Raw genomic sequence first — 19,432 nt, 5'->3', positions numbered from 1 at the left:
ACCTAGGGCAGACAGAACCGACCGACCAAGCGAAGCCCTCATCCGGCCCCGTCAAGGAGAAGACGCCATGACAGATTCGCCCGTGCACCTGCCCACCCAGGCCGCCGAGTTCAGCGGCCCGGCCCGGCAGGCCGTCGCCATCTACTGCCCCGGCTGGACGGAGTCCCTGCTCGCGCTCCTGGCCGACCGGCCCACCGCCTACGAGGCCGCCTGGCGCTTCGCACCCGAGCAGCGGGCGCACGTGCTCGAGGTGGTCTACGAGGGCGCAGCCCCCCTGCGGATCGCCCTCGTGGACGGCGTGCACAACCAGCTCATCGCCGCCCTGGTGCGGGGCCGGACCCTGGTGCTCTCCCCCTTTCCCCTCTACCGGGAGCCGGGGTGGGAGGGCGAGCTCTTCGCGCCCGAGACCTCGCTGGTGCTGCCGACCCTCCCGAGCCTGCTGGATGCGGGGGACCGGGGCTGACCTCAGCCCCGGTCCCTGCATGATGGTTAGTCTCCGCTCACGCTGCCGCCGTCTGCGGCGGCCCCTCCCCCTTCGGCCGCCGCACCGGACGTCTCCGCCGGCAGGTTCAGGACGATTGCGCTGACCAGCACGAGCACGATGCCCGCGACCTGGGCGAGGCTCAGGGACTCGTGCAACACCCAGAACCCGAGCAGGGCGGCGATGACGGGTTCGATGGTCGAGATGATGCTCGCCCGGCTGGCCTCCACCCGCTGCAGCCCGGCCAGGTAGAGGCCGTAGGCACCCAGCGTCGTCACGAGGGCCAGGTAGAGCAGCCCGGGAATCCCCTGCGGGGAGCGGACCACGGTGACGGCGGCCTCCCGCCCGTACAGCAGGAGCAGGGGCAGGGCGCCGGCCGCCAGCGCGTAGACCTGCACGGTCCAGGTCTTGTACCGCTTCAGAGCGTGCTTGCCGAAGACCGAGTACATCCCGTAGGTGAACCCGGACCCCAGCCCGGTGAGCAGGCCCAGGGCCTGGCCCCTGAAGGTGTCGGGCTCGTACGCCCGGGCCACCAGGGCGCAGCCGACCAGGGTGAGCACCAGCGCCGTCACCTTGGTCCGGGTGAGCGGCTCACCCAGCGTCAGATAGGACGCGACGGCGACGAAGGCGGGCGCCGTGTACATCAGCACCGCCGCGGCAGCCACCGAGAGGCGCTGGATCGTGGCAAAGTACAGCAGGTTGAACGCGGCCACACTCACCAGCCCGTAGAGGGCGAACAGGGGCACATCCCTGAGGTGAACGCGCAGCAGCGCCGGCCGGATCGTGCCCAGCAGCGCGAGAAGCAGCACCGTGGCCAGCGTCGCCCGCACCGTGACGATGACCTCGGTGGAGAGTCCGCTCTCGTACAGCGACTTCACGACGATTCCGAGGGTCCCCCACAGTGAGGCGCCGGCGATGACCAGCAGATCGCCCAGCAGCCTCCGACCATGAACCGGGCTCATCCCATCCCCCGTCCCCTGTTGCCCCGCTCTCCTGGCCCCACTCCCGGTCGCCGGGCGCAACGCACTTATCGGATGTATTGGACGTTTCAGGGCTGGCGGGTGTTCCGGCGGGTTTTGCTCCGGGAAAGGAAAAGGACCGGGGGCGATGCCGGCCCCGGTCCCTCATCAGTGCACCGTGTCGATGTTGAGCTTGCGCCCGTCCCGCCCCGCGTCGGGGTTCCGCTTCGGCGCCCGGACCTCCAGCAGGCCGTGGCGGAAGGTGGCCGTCGCCTGGTCGCTGTCCACCGGCACCGGGAAGCCGACCGTGCGGCTGAAGGTGCCGTAGAAGCGCTCGGTGCGGTAGGTGCCGCCCTGCCGCCCCGTCTCCTCGGCCTTCCGCTCGCCCCGGATCGTCACGCCCTGGTCGGTGATCCGCACGTCCACCTCTTCCGGATCGATGCCGGCCAGCTCGCAGCGCACCACCACGTCGCCGCCCTGCTCCACGACCTCGACAGGGAAGGCGTTCAGCGCACCCCCGAAGGTCATCCCCGTTCCGAACACGGGGTCCGTGAAGAGGCGGTCCAGGGGCGACCGCACGCGCTCCAGCTCGCGAAAGGGATTCCACGGAATGAGGTCCACCTTACTCCCTCCTCTGCGCCTTGCTCGTGGGCGCCGCCCCGGCAACCGCGGCGCCTCGCAGAGTCTCAGTATGTCCAACCGCCCGGCCGTCGATGACGTGCCGGCCCACCGCGGGTGCCCGGGCGCAAGCAGTGCGCCCTGCCCGGCGCGCCCGTCTGCGGTGGAAGTCCGCGCCTGCGGGTGCACGTGGGCGACAGACCAGCGGAGGAAATCGGCGGAACCCGCCGAATCCTCTGCAATATCAAAGGAGGTTGACGACATGATCGCCGAGGCACAAGCCTGTTCCGACCAGCTTGCTTTCGCGCTCCGGTCCGTGAAGAACGCCATCCGCGGGCTCACTCCCCAGCAGCTGGAGTTCGTCCCGCCCGGCCTGGCCAACAGCGCGGCGACCCTGGTGCTGCACATGGCGGCCACGGAGGTCACCATCGGGGAACTGCTGTCCGGCCGCCGTGCCCCCGAGGACCTGCGCAAGGCCGTCCTGCTGGACCGGTACACCCCTGCCCCCGGCGGCCGGCCGATCGCCGCCGCCGACCCGGGCGAGAGCGCCGACGCCCTGACGGAGAAGCTCGACCGGGCCAGGGCCTTCCTGACGGAGGTGCTGGAGGGGCTCACGGCGGCTGACCTTGAGCGCACCCTGACCATCGGGGACCGCCCGACCTCCGTGCCCTTCTTCCTGAAGCTGCTGCCCTTCCACATGGCATCGCACTGCGGCCAGATCATGATCATCAAGCGTTTTCTCAAGCCGGAGTCGTAGCCCGCGCTGCCTGCGGCCTTTGCCCTTCCGCAGGCCTGCGGGTGCGGGGCACGGGGGAGCGGTGAACCGCCGCAGGGTCTCAGGCCGGCCGATTGGGAACGTTCGGCTTCTTCCCGGCCGCCTTCGTCCACGAACTCGGCCACGCCCTCGCGGGCTTCGCGCGCAGCAACCGCGGGGCGACGATCCGGTACGGAAACCCTTCCAGCCGGTGGAGGGCGGTCCTGCCCCTGGGCCCACTGCGGATCGAGGTGAACGGGGGGCTCGGCCTCTTCGGCGGCCCCTGGCCTCGGCCCTGCCCCTGCTGGCCCTGTGGCCCGGGAACCCGGCGGATTGTGGACGATGGTGATGCCCCTCGTTCCCACGCGCTGTCAAAGGGGATCTCCCAGCGACGGCCTGCAGATCATCATGCACACCCGGGACCTGCTGCGCCCGAAACACCCTCGCAATGCGAAGCCCCCGGCGCTCGTCCGGGGGCTTCTGCGCGCGATTCGGCCAGGATCTCGGGCGGGAACGGGATCGGCTGCGCCCACGGCTCGAAGTGCAGCGACCCGTGCAGCCGGAACACCGTGCCCAGCGGGTCCTCCGCCCGCAGGGCCAGGTCGGCCCGCTTCAGCAGGCCGGTTCCCCGCTCCGCCCAGAAGGTCGCCGAAAATCCCGCATCTGCGAGCGTGGCGGCCGCCTCTCCCAGCCATGCCCTCACCGCCGCCTCGTCCAGGGAGACGGTGGTCACGTCGTACACGACGCCGTCCACGACCTCCTCGCCCCGGCTTACCTGCGCGCTCGCGAGGGCCTCGGCGCCAAAGGGCAGCAGCCCGACGCGCAGCGATGCACCGAGTCCGTCCTCCGGGAGCATCGGCACCTGGACCGGCGCCTCCGGGGGCTGCGGTTCCCAGGACCCGTCCCGTCCGAGGACCCAGGTCCGGCCCCGGACGGTCGCCACGCCCGTCTGCGCCCCAAGCCCGAGGCCATCGGCACGCATGCGGACGAGGACCAGGAAGTCCTCGCCGTCCCGGAAGGCGTCGAACTGGGCCGAGCCGCTCAACTCGGCCCCCAGGACCTCCATCGTCACGGTGAAGTCGCCGAAGGCGCGGCCGCCCACCAGCCAGGCCGGCTCACCCAGCGCGGCCAGGACGGCCGGGTTCACCACAGCCTCCGCAGGCAGCCACGGCGCAGACACCGCCACGGTCCGGCTCTCGCCGTCCCAGCCCACCTCGGCGCCCAGCTGCTCGGCGACGAACCGCAGAGGGATCAGCACCCGCCCGCCCACGTTCACCGCCGGCGCGTCCAGCACCACCGCGGCGCCGTCCACCACGGCCTCATCCCTGCCCACCGTCAGCTGGATGACCTTCGGCCCGCTGAGCGTGACGGTGCCGGTATCGCCGTCCCAGGCGACCGCGAAGCCCAAGGGTTCGGCCAGGAATCGGATGGGCACCAGCGTCCGCCCGTCCTGGATCATGGGCGGCACGTCCGGGCGGATCTCGACGCCGTTGATGACGAGCCGCACGGGCGCATCGGCCAGCGCCGGGAGCGGCAGGGAAAGAAGCCACAGGAGGAGCAGCGGAAGCGCGAAACGACGCATGCAGATACCCCTCTCCAGCCGGAGTACTGTGCCCGGGGCACACAGATAAGGAATATTCGCCGCATGCGCCGCATTCCCCCGGGTTGATGCAGGGGTTTTCTGCCGTCGCCGGTTGGTGCTCAGGGGAGAAGACCCGGCGGACGACTGACGCCCCGGGGCATCGCCCCGGGGCGTGATCGTGTCAGTCCTGGATGGATGGCGCGGGCTCACCGGGGAAGGGCAGCGGCTCCTTCCAGGGTTCGATCTCAAGCGTCCCGTACAGGGTGTGCGTCCGCCCCTGCTCGTCCACCACCCACACGAACATGTCCTGCTGGATGGGCAGGCCGCTCTCCTTATCCAGGAGCAGGGTGATGCTCACCTCGTTCTCGGGATGCTCGGGAAGGCTCGCGCCGGACAGGTAGGTGACGGCGGCATGTCCGCCTTCCATCTCGAGCACGTAGACCGCCCTGCCGTCCAGGACGTCCTCGTACATCCGCATGCGTTCCATCCGGAAGGTCCATCCGGGCAGGTTGAGGAAGGCGGCGGGGAGGTCAAACGGTCCGACGCCGCCCAGCGCCCCGTCGGACTGCTCCCACGACCCGTCGGCCCCCAGGATCCGGACGGATCCGCTGCGAACGGCCACTCCGCTCTGCACAGGCGTACCGAGCAGATTCCCCTGCGTGCGGGCTACCCGCTCGCCATCCTTGGTGTACAGTTCTGCGTCCAGCAGGGCTCCGCCCCAGGTCGTCTCGCTGTCGATCGAGGCGTAGACCTGCCCGGTGGCCTTGAAGCTGCTCCCCCTGAACTTCTCAAGCAGTTCGTGCGGGAACGGAAGGGGTTTCGCGTCCGCGTGGGGCGGCGCGGGGACCACCGGAGTCGGAGCAGCGGCGGTGATCTCATCCGGGAAGGGGATCGGCCCCTCCAGGGGGTGGAAGTAGAGATCGCCTTCAGCGGTGACGGCCATCGCCGGTTCGCTCGTCTTCAGCGAGACTTCGGTGGCGACCCGGCGCAGGGTCTGTGTCTCCCGTTCAACCCAGTAGTGACCGGTCGCAGCGACCTCATCGAACCCGCCCCCGGCGGCGGCACCAGGGGCCATCAGGGAAGCGGAGCCCATCGTGTCCAGGAGGCTTCCGAACAGCGCTCCCAGGGCGCCTTGGTGCAGCGTGATGTGCAGGACGTCGTACGCCACGCCGTCCACGGTCTCCTGCGACACGCTGATCTGCGCCTGCCTCAGCAGTTCCGCGGCCGCGGGGTCGAGGGCGCCGGCGGTGGCCAGCACGTCCAGCGCTTCGAGCACGTCACCGGAACCCCCTTGCGGGCCCAGGGGCAGCCAGGTCCCGTTCGCGTTGAACCAGGCCTCGTTCTCGTACCGTGCGATTCCCGCGTTGATCGGCTGGCCGAGGAGATTGGCCCGGTAATGGAGAAGCGCGTTCTCTCCCTGGGCATACGCCTCCATCTCGATGCGAACCCAGACGCCGAAGCCGCCGGCATCGGCCGCGATCCGCATCTCGCCCACGAACTTCCCTTCCTGGATCTCGTTGATCTTCCGGAGCAAGGCGAGGGCGGCCTCGTCCACCTGTGTTCCGGCAGTCTCTGCGGACCCGGCCTCGCTCGCCTCCGCGGGGGCGGCTTCGGCGGGGCCCGCACCGACGGGTTCGACCTCAACCGCCAGGGAGGGGATCGGGATCAGCAGCAACAGAATGGATAAGAGCCCTGCTAGGAACCTTCGCATACACACACCCTCCTTCGGTTACTGCTGTGCGAGTGCACATCAATTCCAGGGGTTTGCCATTCATGCGATAAACCCTTCAAGAAGTACACCAATTAAGCGGGATGGGGTGCTCGCACGATCCGAAACAGGGCCCCCGCTGCCTCGGGGTCGGCGGCCAAAAGGAAAGCCGTGGTCCGGCATGTGTACATCCCGGACCACGGCTTCGGCGCACCGCCAGGCTACCTGCTCTCCTTCGCCTTCGCCTGCAGCTGGTACAGCACGTTCAGCGCCTCGATGGGGGTGAGCGCCATCACGTTCAGGCCCAGCAGCTCCTCCACAACCGGGTCCTTCTTCGGCTCGAAGAAGGTGAGCTGCACGGGCGGCTGCCGCCGGAGCTTCTGCGCCGCGGCCTCCCGCCTGGACTTGCGCTCCCCCTCCTGCTGCTCCAGCGTGGCCAGGATCTCCCGGGCCCGCTCCACCACAGTGGACGGCAGGCCGGCCAGGCGGCCCACCTGGATGCCGTAGGAGCGGTCTGCCCCGCCCCGCACCAGCTTGCGGAGGAAGATGATCTCCTCGCCCTTCTCCATCACCGCCACCGAGTAATTCTTCACGCCCGGCAGCAGGCCCTCGAGCTCGCAGAGCTCGTGGTAGTGGGTGGCGAAGAGCGTCCGGCAGCCGATGTGCTGGTGGATGTGCTCGGTGATCGCCCAGGCGATCGAGAGGCCGTCAAAGGTGGCCGTGCCGCGGCCCACCTCGTCCAGCACCACCAGCGAGCGCTCCGTGGCGGCGTGCAGGATGTTGGCCACCTCGGTCATCTCCACCATGAAGGTGGACTGCCCCGTGGCCAGGTCGTCCGAGGCGCCGACGCGGGTGAAGACCCGGTCCACCAGCCCGATGTGCGCCGCCTCGGCCGGGACGAAGGAGCCCGCCTGGGCCAGGATCACCGCCAGCGCCGCCTGCCGCATCACCGTCGACTTGCCGCCCATGTTCGGCCCGGTGATCAGGAGCAGCCGGTTCTCGGCCGTGTCCACCAGCAGGTCGTTGGGCACGAAGGTGCCCTCGGGCATCACCCGCTCCAGCACCGGGTGGCGGGCACCCCGCAGCTCCAGCACGGTGGACCTGTCCATCAGCGGCTGGCAGTAGCCGTAGAGCGAGGCCACCTCGGCGAAGGACGCCAGGGCGTCCAGCTCGGCCACGGCCCGGGCTGAGCGCTGGATCCGGGTGATCTCGGCGGCCACCTGCTGCCGGATCTCCAGGAAGAGCTCGTACTCGAGGCTCATCAGCCGCTCGCCGGCGTGGAGCACCTTCTCCTCCAGCTCCTTCAGCTCGGGCGTGATGAACCGCTCCTCGTTGGCCAGGGTCTGCTTGCGGATGTAGTCGGCCGGCACCAGGGCGAGGTTGGCCCGGGTCACCGAGAGGTAGTAGCCGAAGACCTTGTTGTAGCCGATCTTGAGCGACTTGATCCCCGTCCGTTCCCGCTCCCGCGCCTCCACCTGGGCGATCCAGGCCTTGCCGTCCCGGGCGATGCGCCGCAGCTCGTCGACCTCGGGGTGGAAGCCGTCCTTCAGCAGGCCGCCCTCCGTCAGCGCCACCGGCGGCTCGTCGGCGATGGCCTGCTCGATCAGGTCGCGCACGTCGTCCAGCATGTCCAACCGGTCCCGCAGCTCCACGAGGCGAGGCGCCGTGACCTCCTCCATCACCACCCGGATAGAGGGAAGGGCGACCAGCGAGGCCTTGAGCGCCACCAGGTCGCGGGCGTTGGCGGTACCCACGGCCACGCGGCCGGCCAGCCGCTCCAGGTCGTGGACGTCCTGCAGCATTGCCCGCAGGTCGGCGCGCAGCACGGGTTTGTTGACCAGCTCCGCCACCGCCGCGTGGCGCGCCTGAATCTGCGCGAGGTCCAGGAGGGGCCGCTCCAGCCAGCCCTTCAGCATGCGGGCGCCCATGGCGGTCACGGTCCGGTCCACGACCCAGAGCAGGGTGCCGCGGCGCCCGCCGTCCCGGAGCGAGCGGGTCAGCTCCAGGTTCCGCCGGGTGGCGGGATCCAGTACCATGTAGTCGCCCGGGTAGTAGACGGCGAGCCCGCTCACGTGGCTCAGGCTCGACCGGTGCATCTCCGCGAGGTAGGCCAGTGCCGCTCCGGCCGCCCGGGTAGCCAGCTCCAGGTGCTCGCAGCCGAACCCCGCCAGGCTGCTGGTGCCGAAGTGCTGGGTCAGCCGCCGGTAGGCGGCCTGGTGGTTGAAGTGGCGCCCGTCGAACGGGGAGACGGCGATGCCGGCGTTCTTCAGGGGCCCGGTCACCGACGGCTCGGAGGCCAGCCCCGGCTCCAGGATGACCTCCCGGGGCTCCAGCCGGCCGATCTCCTCCAGCAGCTGCCGGAGGCTGTCCGCCCCGTTCAGCTGGGCTGCCGCGAACTCGCCGGTGGAGAGGTCCACCACCGCCAGGCCGAAGCCGGCCTTGGACCAGGCCACCGCGGCCAGGAAGTTGTTGGCCTTCTCGGGCAGGAGCCGCGGCTCCACCAGCGTGCCGGGCGTGACCACACGGGTGACGTCCCGCTTCACCAGGCCCCGGGCCAGCTTCGGGTCCTCCAGCTGGTCGCAGATGGCCACCTTGTAGCCCTTGTCGATCAGCCGGGCGATGTAGCCCTCGGCCGCGTGGTACGGGATGCCGGCCATGGGAACCCGGCCCAGCCCCTTGCCGGCGTCGCGTCCGGTGAGGACCAGCTCCAGCTCCCGGGCCACCAGTTCGGCGTCTTCCATGAACGTTTCGTAGAAGTCGCCCAGCCGGTAGAACAGGATGCAGTCCGGGTACTGCTCCTTGATCTGCAGGTACTGGGCGAACATGGGTGTTGCCTGCGCTGCGTCCACTTCGCCGCACATCCTCCTCGTCCGCACGGGTTGACCCCGTCCGGGTCGCACAATCGTTCCGGCTAGTTTTCGGCAGCCGGGGTGCCTGTACCTGCCTTTGCAAGTCGGGAGGGGGGCGAGTGCCCCCCTCCCGACATCCTCTATCCACTAGCCCCCGCAGCCGCAGCCGCCGCCTCCCGAGCCGCAGGCGCCGCCCTTCACCTTCGGCGCCTCCCGGCCGGTGATCGGGAACGTGACCACGGCGTTCACCCGGTCCATGAAGGCGTCGAGGGCCACCCGGGCGTTCCAGTAGGCCTGGATCGCCTCGTGGGCGTTGAACCGCTCCTCGACGGCCAGGAACCGCTCGATCAGCCGCTGCTGCTCCTCGGGCGGGGCATTCCGGGAGAACTTCACCGCCCGCTTGGCTTCCTCGTACTCGCGTATCAGGGCCACGGCCTCCGGGTCAGCGAGGACGGCATCCTCCGTGCGCCGGAACTCCTGGACCTCCGGCGTCCCGGCGATGGCCTCGGCCAGCTCCCGGGCCAGCACCCACACGTTCTGGCGTGTCGCAACCGACACGGCGATCCCTCCGGTTATGCAGTTTAACCCAGGGTGACCGGGCTGGCCACCCGCTCGCCCTCCAGGGTCCAGGTACCGGCGCTGGTGATGCGCACGGGCACGATCTGGCCCCGGAGCGACTCGTCACCCGGGAAGGTGACCAGGATGTTGCCCCGGGTCCGGCCGAAGACCACGTCGGGCTTGCCCTTGTCGGGCCCCTCGACCAGGACGTCGTAGACCCGGCCGACCCGGGCCTCGTTCTTGGCGCGGCCGATGCGGTTCTGCAGGTCGATCAGCCGCTGCAGCCGCTCCTTCTTCTCGGGCACGCTGAGCCGGTCCTCCATCTCGGCGGCCGGGGTGCCGGCCCGCTCCGAGTACATGAACATGAAGGCCGCGTCGAACTGGACCTCCTCCACGAGGCTGAGGGTCTCCTGGAACTCTTCCTCGGTCTCGCCGGGGAAGCCCACGATGATATCGGTGGTGATGACCGCATCGGGGATCAGCTCCCGCACCCACTGGACCAGGCGCAGGTACTGCTTCCGGTTGTACGACCGCTTCATCCGCCGCAGCACCGAGTCGGAGCCCGACTGCACCGGCAGGTGGAACCACTCGCAGACCTTCTCGGCGCGGGCGATCTGCTCCACCATCTTGCGGGTGAAGTCCTTGGGGTGGTTCGTGGTGAAGCGGATGCGCTCAATGCCGGGGCTGTTCTTGTCGATCAGCTCGACCAGGTCGCCGAAGTCGAAGGCGTCCTCGCCGTGGCGGCCGTAGAGGTCCTTGCCGTAGGCGTTGACGTTCTGCCCCAGCAGGGTGATCTCCTTGAAGCCCTGCCGGGCCAGCTCCTGTACCTCGGCCAGGATCACCTCGCGCGGCCGGCTCCGCTCGGCACCGCGGGTGGTGGGCACAATGCAGTACGTGCAGTGCTTGTCGCAGCCGTACATGATGGTGACCCAGGCCTTCAGGTCGCCCTCCCGTGCGGCAGGCAGAATGTCGGGGAAGTCGTCGCCCATCGACTCCCACACGTCCACCACGGTCTCCCGTTCCGCTCGGGCCCGCTCCACCAGCTCGGGCAGCCGGTGGATGTTGTGGGTGCCGAAGATCAGGTCGAGGTACGGGAAGATCCGCTTGATGCGCTCCACCTGCCCCTCCACCTGCGGCACGCACCCGCAGACGCCGATGATCATGCCCGGGTTGGTGTACTTCAGCGGCTTCAACTGGCCGATGCGGCCGAAGGCGTGCTCCACCGCCGACTCGCGCACGGCGCAGGTGTTGAACAGCAGCAGGTCGGCGTCGTTCGGCCCCTGCGCCCGCACGTAGCCCATCTGGCCGAGGATGCCGTACATGATCTCGGTGTCGTGCTCGTTCATCTGGCAGCCGAAGGTCTCGATGTGGACCCGCGGCTCGGGCTTGCCGTGGATGCGCCGGGCGGCGTCGGGGTCGATGGCCATGCGGCCGACGCCCCCGGGCTCCAGGTGGTCGAAGCCGCCCGGCGTCAGGTCCTCCTCGGCGCCGATGCCGGGGGTCACCATCGGCAGCTCCTCCAGCGTGCCGTCCTTCATCATCTGTTCGACGCGGTCGAGAATATGGTTAAGGTCGTCTGCCCTATGGTCCTTCTGCGCCATGTATGGTCTCCCCCTTTGGGGCGGTGATCGACGGAATGTGCATCTAGTGTAGTGTACCACAAGTCTGCTCCCGCTCAAAAGGGAAACCCCCGCGCAGGTTAACGGGCCCGCGACCGAAGGCCTGCCCTACTCGAGATGCGTCGCCAGCAACCGCAGGGAAGTGATCCGCCCGTCAGAGACCGTGGCCGAGAGTTCCACCAGGCACTCCCCGTACGACCACACCAGCTCGCCATCGGGCCGTTCGGCGGGTCTGCCGTGGTCAGACCCCGTTCCGGGTACTGCCAGTCGGTCCTGTGGCCGTCGACGGCCTGGTCGGCCGGCGTCCCGAGGCGGCCGAGCGCCCAATCGAGGTTCCCGCTCCAGAGACCCGCCTCGCCGGCGAGGGTCAGCTGTGCACACTCCACGGGGCGCACGGCCGTGCCCCAGGACTCCTTCGACTCCAACTCGAAGCGGCTGCCCGTCCACAGCGCCTTGTTGCAGTCGCTGGTGTGACCGAGATCGTTCAGCGCGCAAAGGACGAAGTGCGGACGGGTCAGGGACGCATGGAATCCCACATAGGGCGGCGGACTCGCCGGCAAGTCTGAGACCTGGCTGGCTCTCAGCCCGCCACCGGCTTCCTCCGCCACGAACAGCCCCGGAAGCACCTCCCGGTCCCCCGTGCCCGCGAAGGCGCCGGCGAGCGGGCGCCACTCATCCCCATCCAGCTCCCACACCCAGACGCTGACGGAGTTGCGGGCGACGACGCTCTCCAACAAGGCCACCAGAAGTCGGCGGCCGTCATCGGTTGCGAAGACGCGGTGGCCCCTGTAGAGGCCCGAATCCATGGGATCCAGCGACTGGCTCCGCACCGCGCCATGCTCGTCCTGCCACTGTATCCAGTAATGGCTCGGGCGAATTATCCCCGCGGCCCTGCGGACGGGCACCGAACCCCTGTCGATGAGGGGTTCGGACCAGTGCCGGCCCGCGCTCCATCGTATCCCCCTCGACCTTCACTCGCATCGTCAACCCGGCATGCCCGGCTTTTCCGCAAATTCCTTCACTTCGACCATCAGGCCGGGTTTCCTGCACAGGGGGAAACGCGCCTGGGCGACTGAGCGAGGGTCTCCTCCTCTTTTGGGGAAGGCTGTCACCTGGAGTACCGCGCAGGCGGCACGTATCGTCCAGAAGAGCAGGGAGGGAATCCACCATGGGAGAGGAAAGGTACCAGTTGGCCACCTTTGCAGGCGGCTGCTTTTGGTGCATGGTCAGCCCCTTCGAGGAGCAGCCCGGGATCCACAAGGTGGTTTCAGGATATACCGGGGGCCACAAGGCAAACCCCACCTACGAGGAGGTCTGCGCCGGTACCACCGGCCACTTCGAGGCGGTGCAGATCACCTTCGACCCCGCCGTGTTCCCCTACGAGCGGCTGCTCGACATCTTCTGGCAACAGATCGACCCCACCGACCCCGGGGGCCAGTTCCACGACCGGGGCGACTCCTACCGTACGGCCATCTTCTACCACAACGAGGAGCAGCGCCGCCTGGCGGAGGCCTCCAAAGCCGCGCTTGAGGCCAGCGGGCGGTTCGACAGGCCGATTGCGACCCTGATCCTGCCCGCCGGCCCCTTCTACCCGGCCGAGGAGTATCACCAGAACTACCACAAGAAGAACCCGGTCCACTACCAGCGCTACCGCATCGCCTCGGGCCGCGACGCGTTCATCCGGAAGCACTGGCGCGACCGAGACCGGGATGCGGAGTTGCGCCGGCGGCTGACGCCCATCCAGTACGAGGTCACGCAGAACGGCGCCACCGAGCCCCCCTTCACCGGGGAGTACTGGAACCACACGGCGGAGGGCATCTACGTGGACGTGGTCTCGGGCGAACCGCTCTTCAGCTCCAAGGACAAGTTCGACGCCGGCTGCGGCTGGCCCAGCTTCACCCGGCCGCTGTTGCCCGAGAACATTAGGGAGCTGCCGGACTTCAGCCACGGCATGATCCGCACCGAGGTGCGCAGCCGGGGTGCGGACTCGCACCTGGGCCACGTCTTCCCCGACGGCCCGGCGCCGACCGGACTGCGCTACTGCATCAACTCCGCCGCCCTCCGCTTCATCCCCAAGGAGGACCTGGAGAAGGAGGGCTACGGCGAACTCCGGAAGCTGTTCGACTAGCGGGAGGCCGGAGCGGCCGCCTGAAGCTCGGGCACCGGCAGCGCCTCGCCCCGCGCCCTGAGGTTCAGGGCCACGTGGGCGGCAAACTCGTGCACCAGCGTGGCGGCCAAGAGGGCCGTGATTTGCGCCGGGTCGTGGCTGGGCAGCACCTCCACCACGTCGAAGCCGACGTAGTTCAGCCCGGTGAGGCTGCGCACCAGCTCCAGCGTCTCGTGCGACGTGTAGCCGCCCACCTCCGGCGTGCCGGTGCCGGGGGCGAAGGCGGGATCGACGAAGTCGATGTCGAAGGAGAGGAAGCAGGGGCTCTGCCCGATGCGCTCCTTCACCTCGGCCACGACCGCCGCCATGCCCCGCTGGCGCAGCTCCCGCATGGTGATCACGTTGTAGCCCAGGTCCAAGCTGGCGGAGATGTCGCCCGGGTGGTTCAGGGTGCCGCGGATCCCGATCTGGAAGACCTTCGCGGGATCCACCAGCCCTTCCTCCGCTGCGCGGATGAAGGGCGAGCCGTGCCAGTACTTCTCACCGTAGTAGGTGTCCCAGGTGTCGGTGTGGCTGTCCATGTGGATGAGGGCCAGCGGGCCGTGCACCCGGTGCGCGGCGCGCAGCGTGGCCAGGGTGACCGAGTGGTCGCCGCCGAGCCCGATGGGGACGATGCCGCGCCGGAGCAGGTCCTCCACGGCCGCGGCGATGATCGCGTAGCTGCGGTGGATGGAGTGCGGGATCACCGACAGATCGCCGATGTCGATGCCGTGGGTCTCCTCGAAGGGGAACACGCCCTGCACGGGGTTGTAGGGGAAGAGCAGCATCGAGGCCTGCCGGATCGCCTGCGGCCCGAACCGGGCGCCTACCCGGAACGAGGCGGCGGTGTCGAAGGGCATGCCCAGGATGGCGAGGCGCGCGCCCTCCCGCGACGAAGGGAGGCGCATGAAGCTGCCCGTGGTGCAGAACTCGGGCTTCACGTCCGGCGAAAGCGGATACTGCACGGCGATCTACTCCTCTTATTGCGCGCGTGGATGCAGGGGATCCATCACGCGTAATCTGCCCCGCCGCAGCGCGGCGCGGCGGCTTCCGCAGCCGCCAAGTCCGGGCAGCGCACCCGGGGCGGCGCACCTGCTCTGGAAGCGGCTCTAAGCATACTCCTGCAGCGTGGAATATACAATACTGCATTTGACGGAGGGGGGCGTCGACGGTGACAGCAACCGGTCGCTGGGACGTGGTCGTCGTCGGGGCAGGGATGGCCGGCCTCGCCACCGCCCTCTGGGCCCGCCGCCTGGGCCTCGAACCGGTCGTCCTGGAGCGGGAGAACCGGGCCGGCGGCCAGCTGAACGCCATCGGCGGGCGGGTCTTCGATTACCCGGGGCTCGACCTGCCCAACGGCGACGCCCTCACGGCGCGGCTCCTGCGCCAGGCGGAGGAGGCGGGCGTGGCGCTCCACCTGGACCGGCCGGTCAGCGCCGTCTCCGCCTCCGACCGCACGTGCGAGACCCCGGCCGGCCCCGTCTCCGGCCGCGCCCTGGTCCTGGCCACCGGGCTCCGGGCCCGGAGGCTGAACGTGGCGGGCGAGGAGGCGCTGCACCGGGGCGGCTGGGTCCGCCGCCCGTCCCACGACCTGCCCTGGTTCCGCGGGCGGCGGGTGGCGGTGATCGGTGGCGGCGACCGGGCGCTCGAGAACGCCGGGATGCTGCTGCCGGTGGCGGACCGGGTCTACCTGCTGACCCGGGGGGCGGTCCGAGCCCGACCGGATCTGGCGGCCCCGGTCCTGGCGCACCCGAAGCTGGTCCACCGGGCGGGGGCGACGGTGGTGCGCTTCCGGGTCGGCCCCGGGTCCGTGCTGGTGGACGTGGCCGAGGCGGGCGGCCAGCGGGAGCTGGAGGTCGACGCCGTCTGCATCTACATCGGCAACGCGCCGAACAGCGAGCTGGTCGCGGGGCAGGTGGAGCTGGACGCCGAGGGCCACATCGTCACCGACCGCTACGGGGAGACCTCGGTGCCCGGGGTCTTCGCCGTGGGCGACGTCTGCACGCCGCCGCCCTACCAGAGCCTTGCGACCGCCGGCGGGCAGGCGATGGTGGTGGCGAAGCGCATCGCCCTGAGCTTGAGCTGAGCGCATACAGGCTGCACCCCCGTCTCGAATGCGAGGCGGGGGTCTTCGCCTATCGGCTGCGCTGCGCGGCCGCCGATCGATCGGCCGCCGTCGTCGGCCCACCGCGCACGCCAGGCCGCTCGGATGACGGTCGTCGGCCCGCCGCCGTGCACGTCAGACCGGTCCAACCCCGCTCGTCTGCCCGCTCCCGCGCACGTCAGGCCGGTCGGACGCCGCTTGTCGGCCCGCCGCGCATCACACTGGCACCAGCCGCCGCCCCAGCGCTCGGTTCTCAGACCTAGACAGCGAGAAACCCGAGCAGCACTTCGGTGAACCGTAGAGTAGCGACGGCGGCGCATGTGCGCTTGCGGGGTGTATGCTATACTTGCGCCAAGCCCCCGTAGAACACCGAAGGAGGTATCCTTCTTGAAGCGCCGCACAGCCGGCCTCCTCGCCGCCTGCCTCGCAGTTCTGCTCACGGCCTGCAGTGCGAAGCCTGCGCCGGACCCGGTCAAGACGGAGCCGCCACCTGGACGGCCGGTTGAGATCATCGTCTCCGTCGCGGCTTCCCTCACCCATGCCATGAACGAGATCCAGCCCGCGTTCGAGGCCGAACACCCGTCTGTCAAGCTGCGCTTCAACTTCGGCTCCTCCGGCGCCCTGCAGCAGCAGATCGAGCAGGGCGCGCCGGCGGACCTGTTCATCTCGGCCTCCCCCGGCCCGATGGAGAGCCTGGTCGAAAAGGGCTTCGTCGAAGAGTCCGCTGTTACCAACCTCGGGACGAACAGGGTGGTCCTCATTCGCGGCAAGACGGCCGACGAGACGGTGAAGACCTGGGAGGATCTCCGTTCGGATCGGGCGGCGCGGATCGCCGTCGGCGACCCGGCCCACGTGCCGGCCGGCCAGTACGGCAGGGCCGTGCTGGAGAACCTGGGGCTCTGGGGCGCGGTCCAGCCGCGGCTCGTGCTCGGCGAGGACGTGCGCCAGGTCCTCAGCTTCGTCGAGTCGGGCGAAGTCCAGGCGGGAATCGTCTACAGCACCGACGCGGCCGCGTCCCGGGACGTCGTCGTCCTCGCTGAGGCTCCCGAGGGGAGCCATGAGCCGGTGGTCTACCCGATGGCCGTGCTGAAGGAGTCGCAGCACAGCGCCGAGGCCCGGGCGTTCGCCGACTTCCTCCTCTCCCCGGCGGGAATGGCGATCCTGAAGAAGCACGGCTTCGGGCCGGCTGGCTGACATGCTGCCGATGTGGACGAACATCCTGATCTCGCTGCGCATCTCGCTCATGGCCACGGGCCTGGTCATGGCGGCGGGACTGCCGCTGGCGTGGGCGCTGTCCCGACCCCATTGGCGGGGCAGGCGCGCCCTGGACATCGCCGTCAACCTGCCCCTGGCGCTGCCGCCGACGGTGCTGGGGTACTACCTGCTCCTCCTCATCGGCCGCACCGGGCCGGTGGGCCGCCTGACGCGGGCGCTGTGGGGCTCGACGCTGATCTTCACGCAGACCGCCGCCGTGCTCGCCTCCGCCGTCGTCTGCCTGCCGCTCTTCGTCCAGGCGGCGCGCAACGCGCTCGAGGACGTGCCGGAGGAGGTCGCCGAGGCGGCGCAGGTCGACGGCGCCGGCCGGTGGGAGCTGTTCCGCCACATCTACGCACCCATGGCCTGGCCCGGCATCTGGACGGGCGTCCTGCTGGCCTACGCCCGCTCGCTGGGCGAGTTCGGCGCCACGCTCATGGTGGCAGGCAACATCCCGGGCAAGACCCAGACCATGGCCCTCGCCATCTACTCGGCTGTGCAGTCGGGCCAGCAGTCCACCGCCCATCTCCTGGCCCTGCTGCTCACGGGGGTGGCCGGCCTCTCGATGTGGCTCGGCCTTCGGTTCCGGAAGCCGGGATCCGGCGGGTCGGCCATTCACGCGCACAGGGGGAGACCGCAGTGAAGACCGAGAGCCGCCTTCGCAACAACCTCAGAGAGGTCCGCACCCGCCTCGGCATGAGCCAGCAGGACGTGGCCGCGCTGGCGGGTGTGACCCGCCAGACCATCAGCGGCGTGGAGTCCGACCTGTATACCCCCTCCGCCGCCGTGGCCATGAAGATCGCCCGGGCCCTCGGGTGCCGGGTGGAAGACCTGTTCTGGTTCGAGGAGGACGCCCCGGAGATCGAGGCCGCGCCAGCCCGGGGCGCCCCGGCGGGTAGCAGCCTGCGGGTCGCCCTGGGGCGGGTGGGGGGCCGGTGGGTGGCGCACCCCCTGATCGGGGATCAGGCCTTCCGGACGGAGATGATCCCGGCGGACGGCGTCGGGACGCTGGCTCCCGGTGCCTCCTCCATGCGGGTGAGGCTGCTCGACGACCTGGAGACGGTGACCGGCACGGTCATCCTCGCCGGGTGTTCCCCTGCCACTTCCCTCTGGGTCCGGGCGGCCCAGCGGTGGAACCCCGGGCTGCGCGTCCACTGGGTGTTCGCCAACAGCACGGCCGGCCTGGAGGCGCTCCGGCGCGGCGAGGTGCACGCGGCCGGCGTCCACCTGCATGACCCCGATACCGGCGAGCACAACGTTCCCTTCGTCCGCCGCGCCCTGCCGGACGGCACCGTCGTGCTGGTCAACCTGGGCACCTGGGAGGAAGGGCTGCTGGTGCAGGCCGGGAACCCCCTGTCCATCCGCTCGGCCGCGGACCTGGCTGCACGGGGCGTGCGCATCGTGAACCGCGAGCCGGGGGCGGGCTCCCGCGGCGTGCTGGAGCACGCCCTCCGCAGGGAAGGGGTCCCGACCGCGGCCGTCTCCGGGTTCGACGACGTCGTCACCGGGCATCTTGAGGTCGCGCAGGCGGTCGCAAGCGGCAGGGCCCATGCGGGCGTCAGCACCGCCGCAGTCGCCGCCGCCTACGGGCTGGGGTTCGTGCCCCTGCTGCAGGTGCGCTACGACATCGCCATCCCCAAGGAGTACCTCGACGAGGCGCCCGTGCGGCAACTGCTCAGCATGCTCAACCACCGCCGGTTCCGGGCGCAGCTGGAGGCCCTCGGCGGCTACGACATACGGCGGACCGGCGACATCGTGGCCACGGTGGAGCCCGCCGCGCAGGGGTGATACCCAGACGCCGGGCCCCTGTCCCGAACCCGGGACAGGGGCCCTTGCACACCAGGAGAAGGCCCTATCGTGCGAGCTGGTCGCGCAGCCTGAAGGCGGATCCATCGAACGGGAAGCGCCGTTCCTCCACCAGGCGCATCAGCTCCGCCAGCCCCTCCCGGGCCAGCGCCACCACCTCCTCGGGGTAGCCCAGGGCCTGCCGGTGCTCCTCGAACTCGTCTTCGTCGTCCACCCGGTAGGTGAGGTCGGGCGCTACGATCAGGTCGAGGTCCAGGTCGACGCTGGAGAGCACGCCGTCCTTCAGCGTGGCCGGCAGCGACACGTTGCAGTAGTAGTGCCGGAAGGAGCCGTCGCCGTTCCAGCCCGCGCTCACGCTGTAAGGCCTGGCCGTGAAGTGAAACTCGATCGACTCGTTGGGCACGGGCCAGTCCACCAGGGACCGCCCGGGGTGGGTCAGGGGCCGCCCGTAGGGGCCGTGGACGATCACGCAGTCGGGCCGCTGCTCGATCAGCCGGACGGGGTAGCTGTAGTGCTTGATGCCGCCGTACTTGTACTGCTGAACCTGCAGTTGAACCATGCGTGCTCTCCCTTCGCAGATCGGTGTACCGCAGCCGGGCAACGGCCTACCCGGAGCCGCCGCGCGCCCAGGTCGCCCGCCAGAAGCGCCACAGGGCGTATCCGGCAGTAGCCCAGGTGAGCAGGCGGCCGGCGACGATGACAAAGAACGACACCAGGTTCGCCCAGTGGAGCGCCTCGCCGGGCGATCGGATGAGCAGGTGGACCAGCCCGGTCCAGACGCCGGTGAGGACCCAGAACGCCCCCCAGGCGACGACGAGCTTCAGCCCGGGGTCCCTGTTCAGCCGCATCAGGGGAAACCCCAGCACCACCAGCGCCAGTCCGATCAGCGGGTCGATGAGCGCCATCGCGCCGGTCACCTGCGACATGTGCACCTGCGCACCTCCCGGAGCGCGCCGATCGCCGCGCCCTTTTCCGTATCGTCTTGATTATGCCG

The 19,432-nt window shown here is 69.9% G+C and carries 17 protein-coding genes; 7 read left to right on the top strand and 10 right to left on the bottom strand.

Annotated elements, in window-relative coordinates; translation table 11 throughout:
- Positions 1-67 precede the first annotated feature (67 nt).
- On the top strand, positions 68-463 hold the full coding sequence (locus tag J2Z79_RS00825) for a hypothetical protein (protein ID WP_209464942.1): 396 nt from the start codon (positions 68-70) through the stop codon (positions 461-463).
- A gap of 26 nt (positions 464-489) precedes the next feature.
- On the opposite strand, the gene J2Z79_RS00820 is transcribed toward J2Z79_RS00825, so the two are convergent.
- The gene (locus J2Z79_RS00820; RefSeq protein ID WP_209464941.1) at positions 490-1,443 is read right to left on the bottom strand and encodes a DMT family transporter; all 954 of its coding nucleotides are present in this window, start codon (positions 1,441-1,443) and stop codon (positions 490-492) included.
- Positions 1,444-1,608: 165 nt separating this feature from the next.
- Positions 1,609-2,061, bottom strand: a complete 453-nt coding sequence (locus J2Z79_RS00815; protein ID WP_209464940.1) for an Hsp20/alpha crystallin family protein — start codon at positions 2,059-2,061, stop codon at positions 1,609-1,611.
- 259 nt (positions 2,062-2,320) lie between these two features.
- On the opposite strand from J2Z79_RS00815, the gene J2Z79_RS00810 reads away from it, so the two are divergent.
- Positions 2,321-2,815, top strand: a complete 495-nt coding sequence (locus tag J2Z79_RS00810) for a DinB family protein (protein ID WP_209464939.1) — start codon at positions 2,321-2,323, stop codon at positions 2,813-2,815.
- Positions 2,816-3,218: 403 nt separating this feature from the next.
- Here the strand turns inward: J2Z79_RS00810 and J2Z79_RS18730 are convergent, their stop codons facing one another.
- The 5 genes from J2Z79_RS18730 to miaB all read right to left on the bottom strand — a co-directional run bounded on the left by J2Z79_RS18730 (position 3,219) and on the right by miaB (position 10,936).
- The gene (locus J2Z79_RS18730; RefSeq protein ID WP_209464938.1) at positions 3,219-4,394 is read right to left on the bottom strand and encodes a stalk domain-containing protein; all 1,176 of its coding nucleotides are present in this window, start codon (positions 4,392-4,394) and stop codon (positions 3,219-3,221) included.
- A gap of 181 nt (positions 4,395-4,575) precedes the next feature.
- A complete protein-coding gene (locus J2Z79_RS00800) occupies positions 4,576-6,105 on the bottom strand; it encodes a hypothetical protein (protein ID WP_209464937.1) in 1,530 nt (509 codons plus the stop codon).
- Between the two features lie 218 nt (positions 6,106-6,323).
- Complete coding sequence (mutS, locus tag J2Z79_RS00795) at positions 6,324-8,963, bottom strand: DNA mismatch repair protein MutS (protein ID WP_209464936.1); 2,640 nt, start codon at positions 8,961-8,963, stop codon at positions 6,324-6,326.
- A gap of 135 nt (positions 8,964-9,098) precedes the next feature.
- Complete coding sequence (locus J2Z79_RS00790) at positions 9,099-9,509, bottom strand: YlbF/YmcA family competence regulator (RefSeq protein ID WP_209464935.1); 411 nt, start codon at positions 9,507-9,509, stop codon at positions 9,099-9,101.
- 23 nt (positions 9,510-9,532) lie between these two features.
- Positions 9,533-10,936, bottom strand: a complete 1,404-nt coding sequence (miaB, locus tag J2Z79_RS00785; protein WP_209465051.1) for a tRNA (N6-isopentenyl adenosine(37)-C2)-methylthiotransferase MiaB — start codon at positions 10,934-10,936, stop codon at positions 9,533-9,535.
- A 1,360-nt stretch (positions 10,937-12,296) separates the two neighbouring features.
- Between miaB and msrA the strand changes: the two genes are divergently transcribed.
- Positions 12,297-13,256 (top strand): peptide-methionine (S)-S-oxide reductase MsrA, encoded by a 960-nt coding sequence (gene msrA / locus J2Z79_RS00780; RefSeq protein ID WP_209464934.1) that lies wholly within the window; start codon positions 12,297-12,299, stop codon positions 13,254-13,256.
- Here the strand turns inward: msrA and speB are convergent.
- Positions 13,253-14,239: an agmatinase gene (gene speB, locus J2Z79_RS00775; RefSeq protein WP_342589387.1), complete on the bottom strand. Its 987-nt coding sequence runs from the start codon at positions 14,237-14,239 to the stop codon at positions 13,253-13,255. The two genes, msrA and speB, sit on opposite strands and share 4 nt — an antisense overlap.
- Positions 14,240-14,445: 206 nt before the next feature.
- Here speB and J2Z79_RS00770 point away from each other — a divergent pair, with 206 nt between their 5' ends.
- From J2Z79_RS00770 to J2Z79_RS00755, 4 genes are all read left to right on the top strand, one after another.
- Positions 14,446-15,360 (top strand): NAD(P)/FAD-dependent oxidoreductase, encoded by a 915-nt coding sequence (locus J2Z79_RS00770; protein WP_209464933.1) that lies wholly within the window; start codon positions 14,446-14,448, stop codon positions 15,358-15,360.
- 405 nt (positions 15,361-15,765) lie between these two features.
- Entirely contained in the window at positions 15,766-16,572 is an 807-nt protein-coding gene (gene modA, locus J2Z79_RS00765) for a molybdate ABC transporter substrate-binding protein (RefSeq protein WP_209464932.1), read from the top strand.
- A gap of 1 nt (position 16,573) precedes the next feature.
- Positions 16,574-17,275 (top strand): molybdate ABC transporter permease subunit, encoded by a 702-nt coding sequence (gene modB, locus J2Z79_RS00760; protein WP_209464931.1) that lies wholly within the window; start codon positions 16,574-16,576, stop codon positions 17,273-17,275.
- On the top strand, positions 17,272-18,420 hold the full coding sequence (locus J2Z79_RS00755) for a substrate-binding domain-containing protein (protein ID WP_209464930.1): 1,149 nt from the start codon (positions 17,272-17,274) through the stop codon (positions 18,418-18,420). The genes modB and J2Z79_RS00755 overlap by 4 nt, the downstream gene beginning before the upstream one ends.
- Before the next feature lie 64 nt (positions 18,421-18,484).
- On the opposite strand, the gene J2Z79_RS00750 is transcribed toward J2Z79_RS00755, so the two are convergent.
- Positions 18,485-18,997 (bottom strand): DUF402 domain-containing protein, encoded by a 513-nt coding sequence (locus tag J2Z79_RS00750; RefSeq protein WP_209464929.1) that lies wholly within the window; start codon positions 18,995-18,997, stop codon positions 18,485-18,487.
- A 46-nt stretch (positions 18,998-19,043) separates the two neighbouring features.
- Positions 19,044-19,370, bottom strand: a complete 327-nt coding sequence (locus J2Z79_RS00745) for a hypothetical protein (RefSeq protein WP_209464928.1) — start codon at positions 19,368-19,370, stop codon at positions 19,044-19,046.
- Positions 19,371-19,432: the final 62 nt, after the last annotated feature.

The organism is Symbiobacterium terraclitae, from assembly GCF_017874315.1.
Classification (GTDB): Bacteria; Bacillota; Sulfobacillia; order Symbiobacteriales; family Symbiobacteriaceae; genus Symbiobacterium; species Symbiobacterium terraclitae.
Note: the sequence above shows the minus strand (reverse complement) of the source record. Positions and strands in the feature narration are given on the sequence as shown.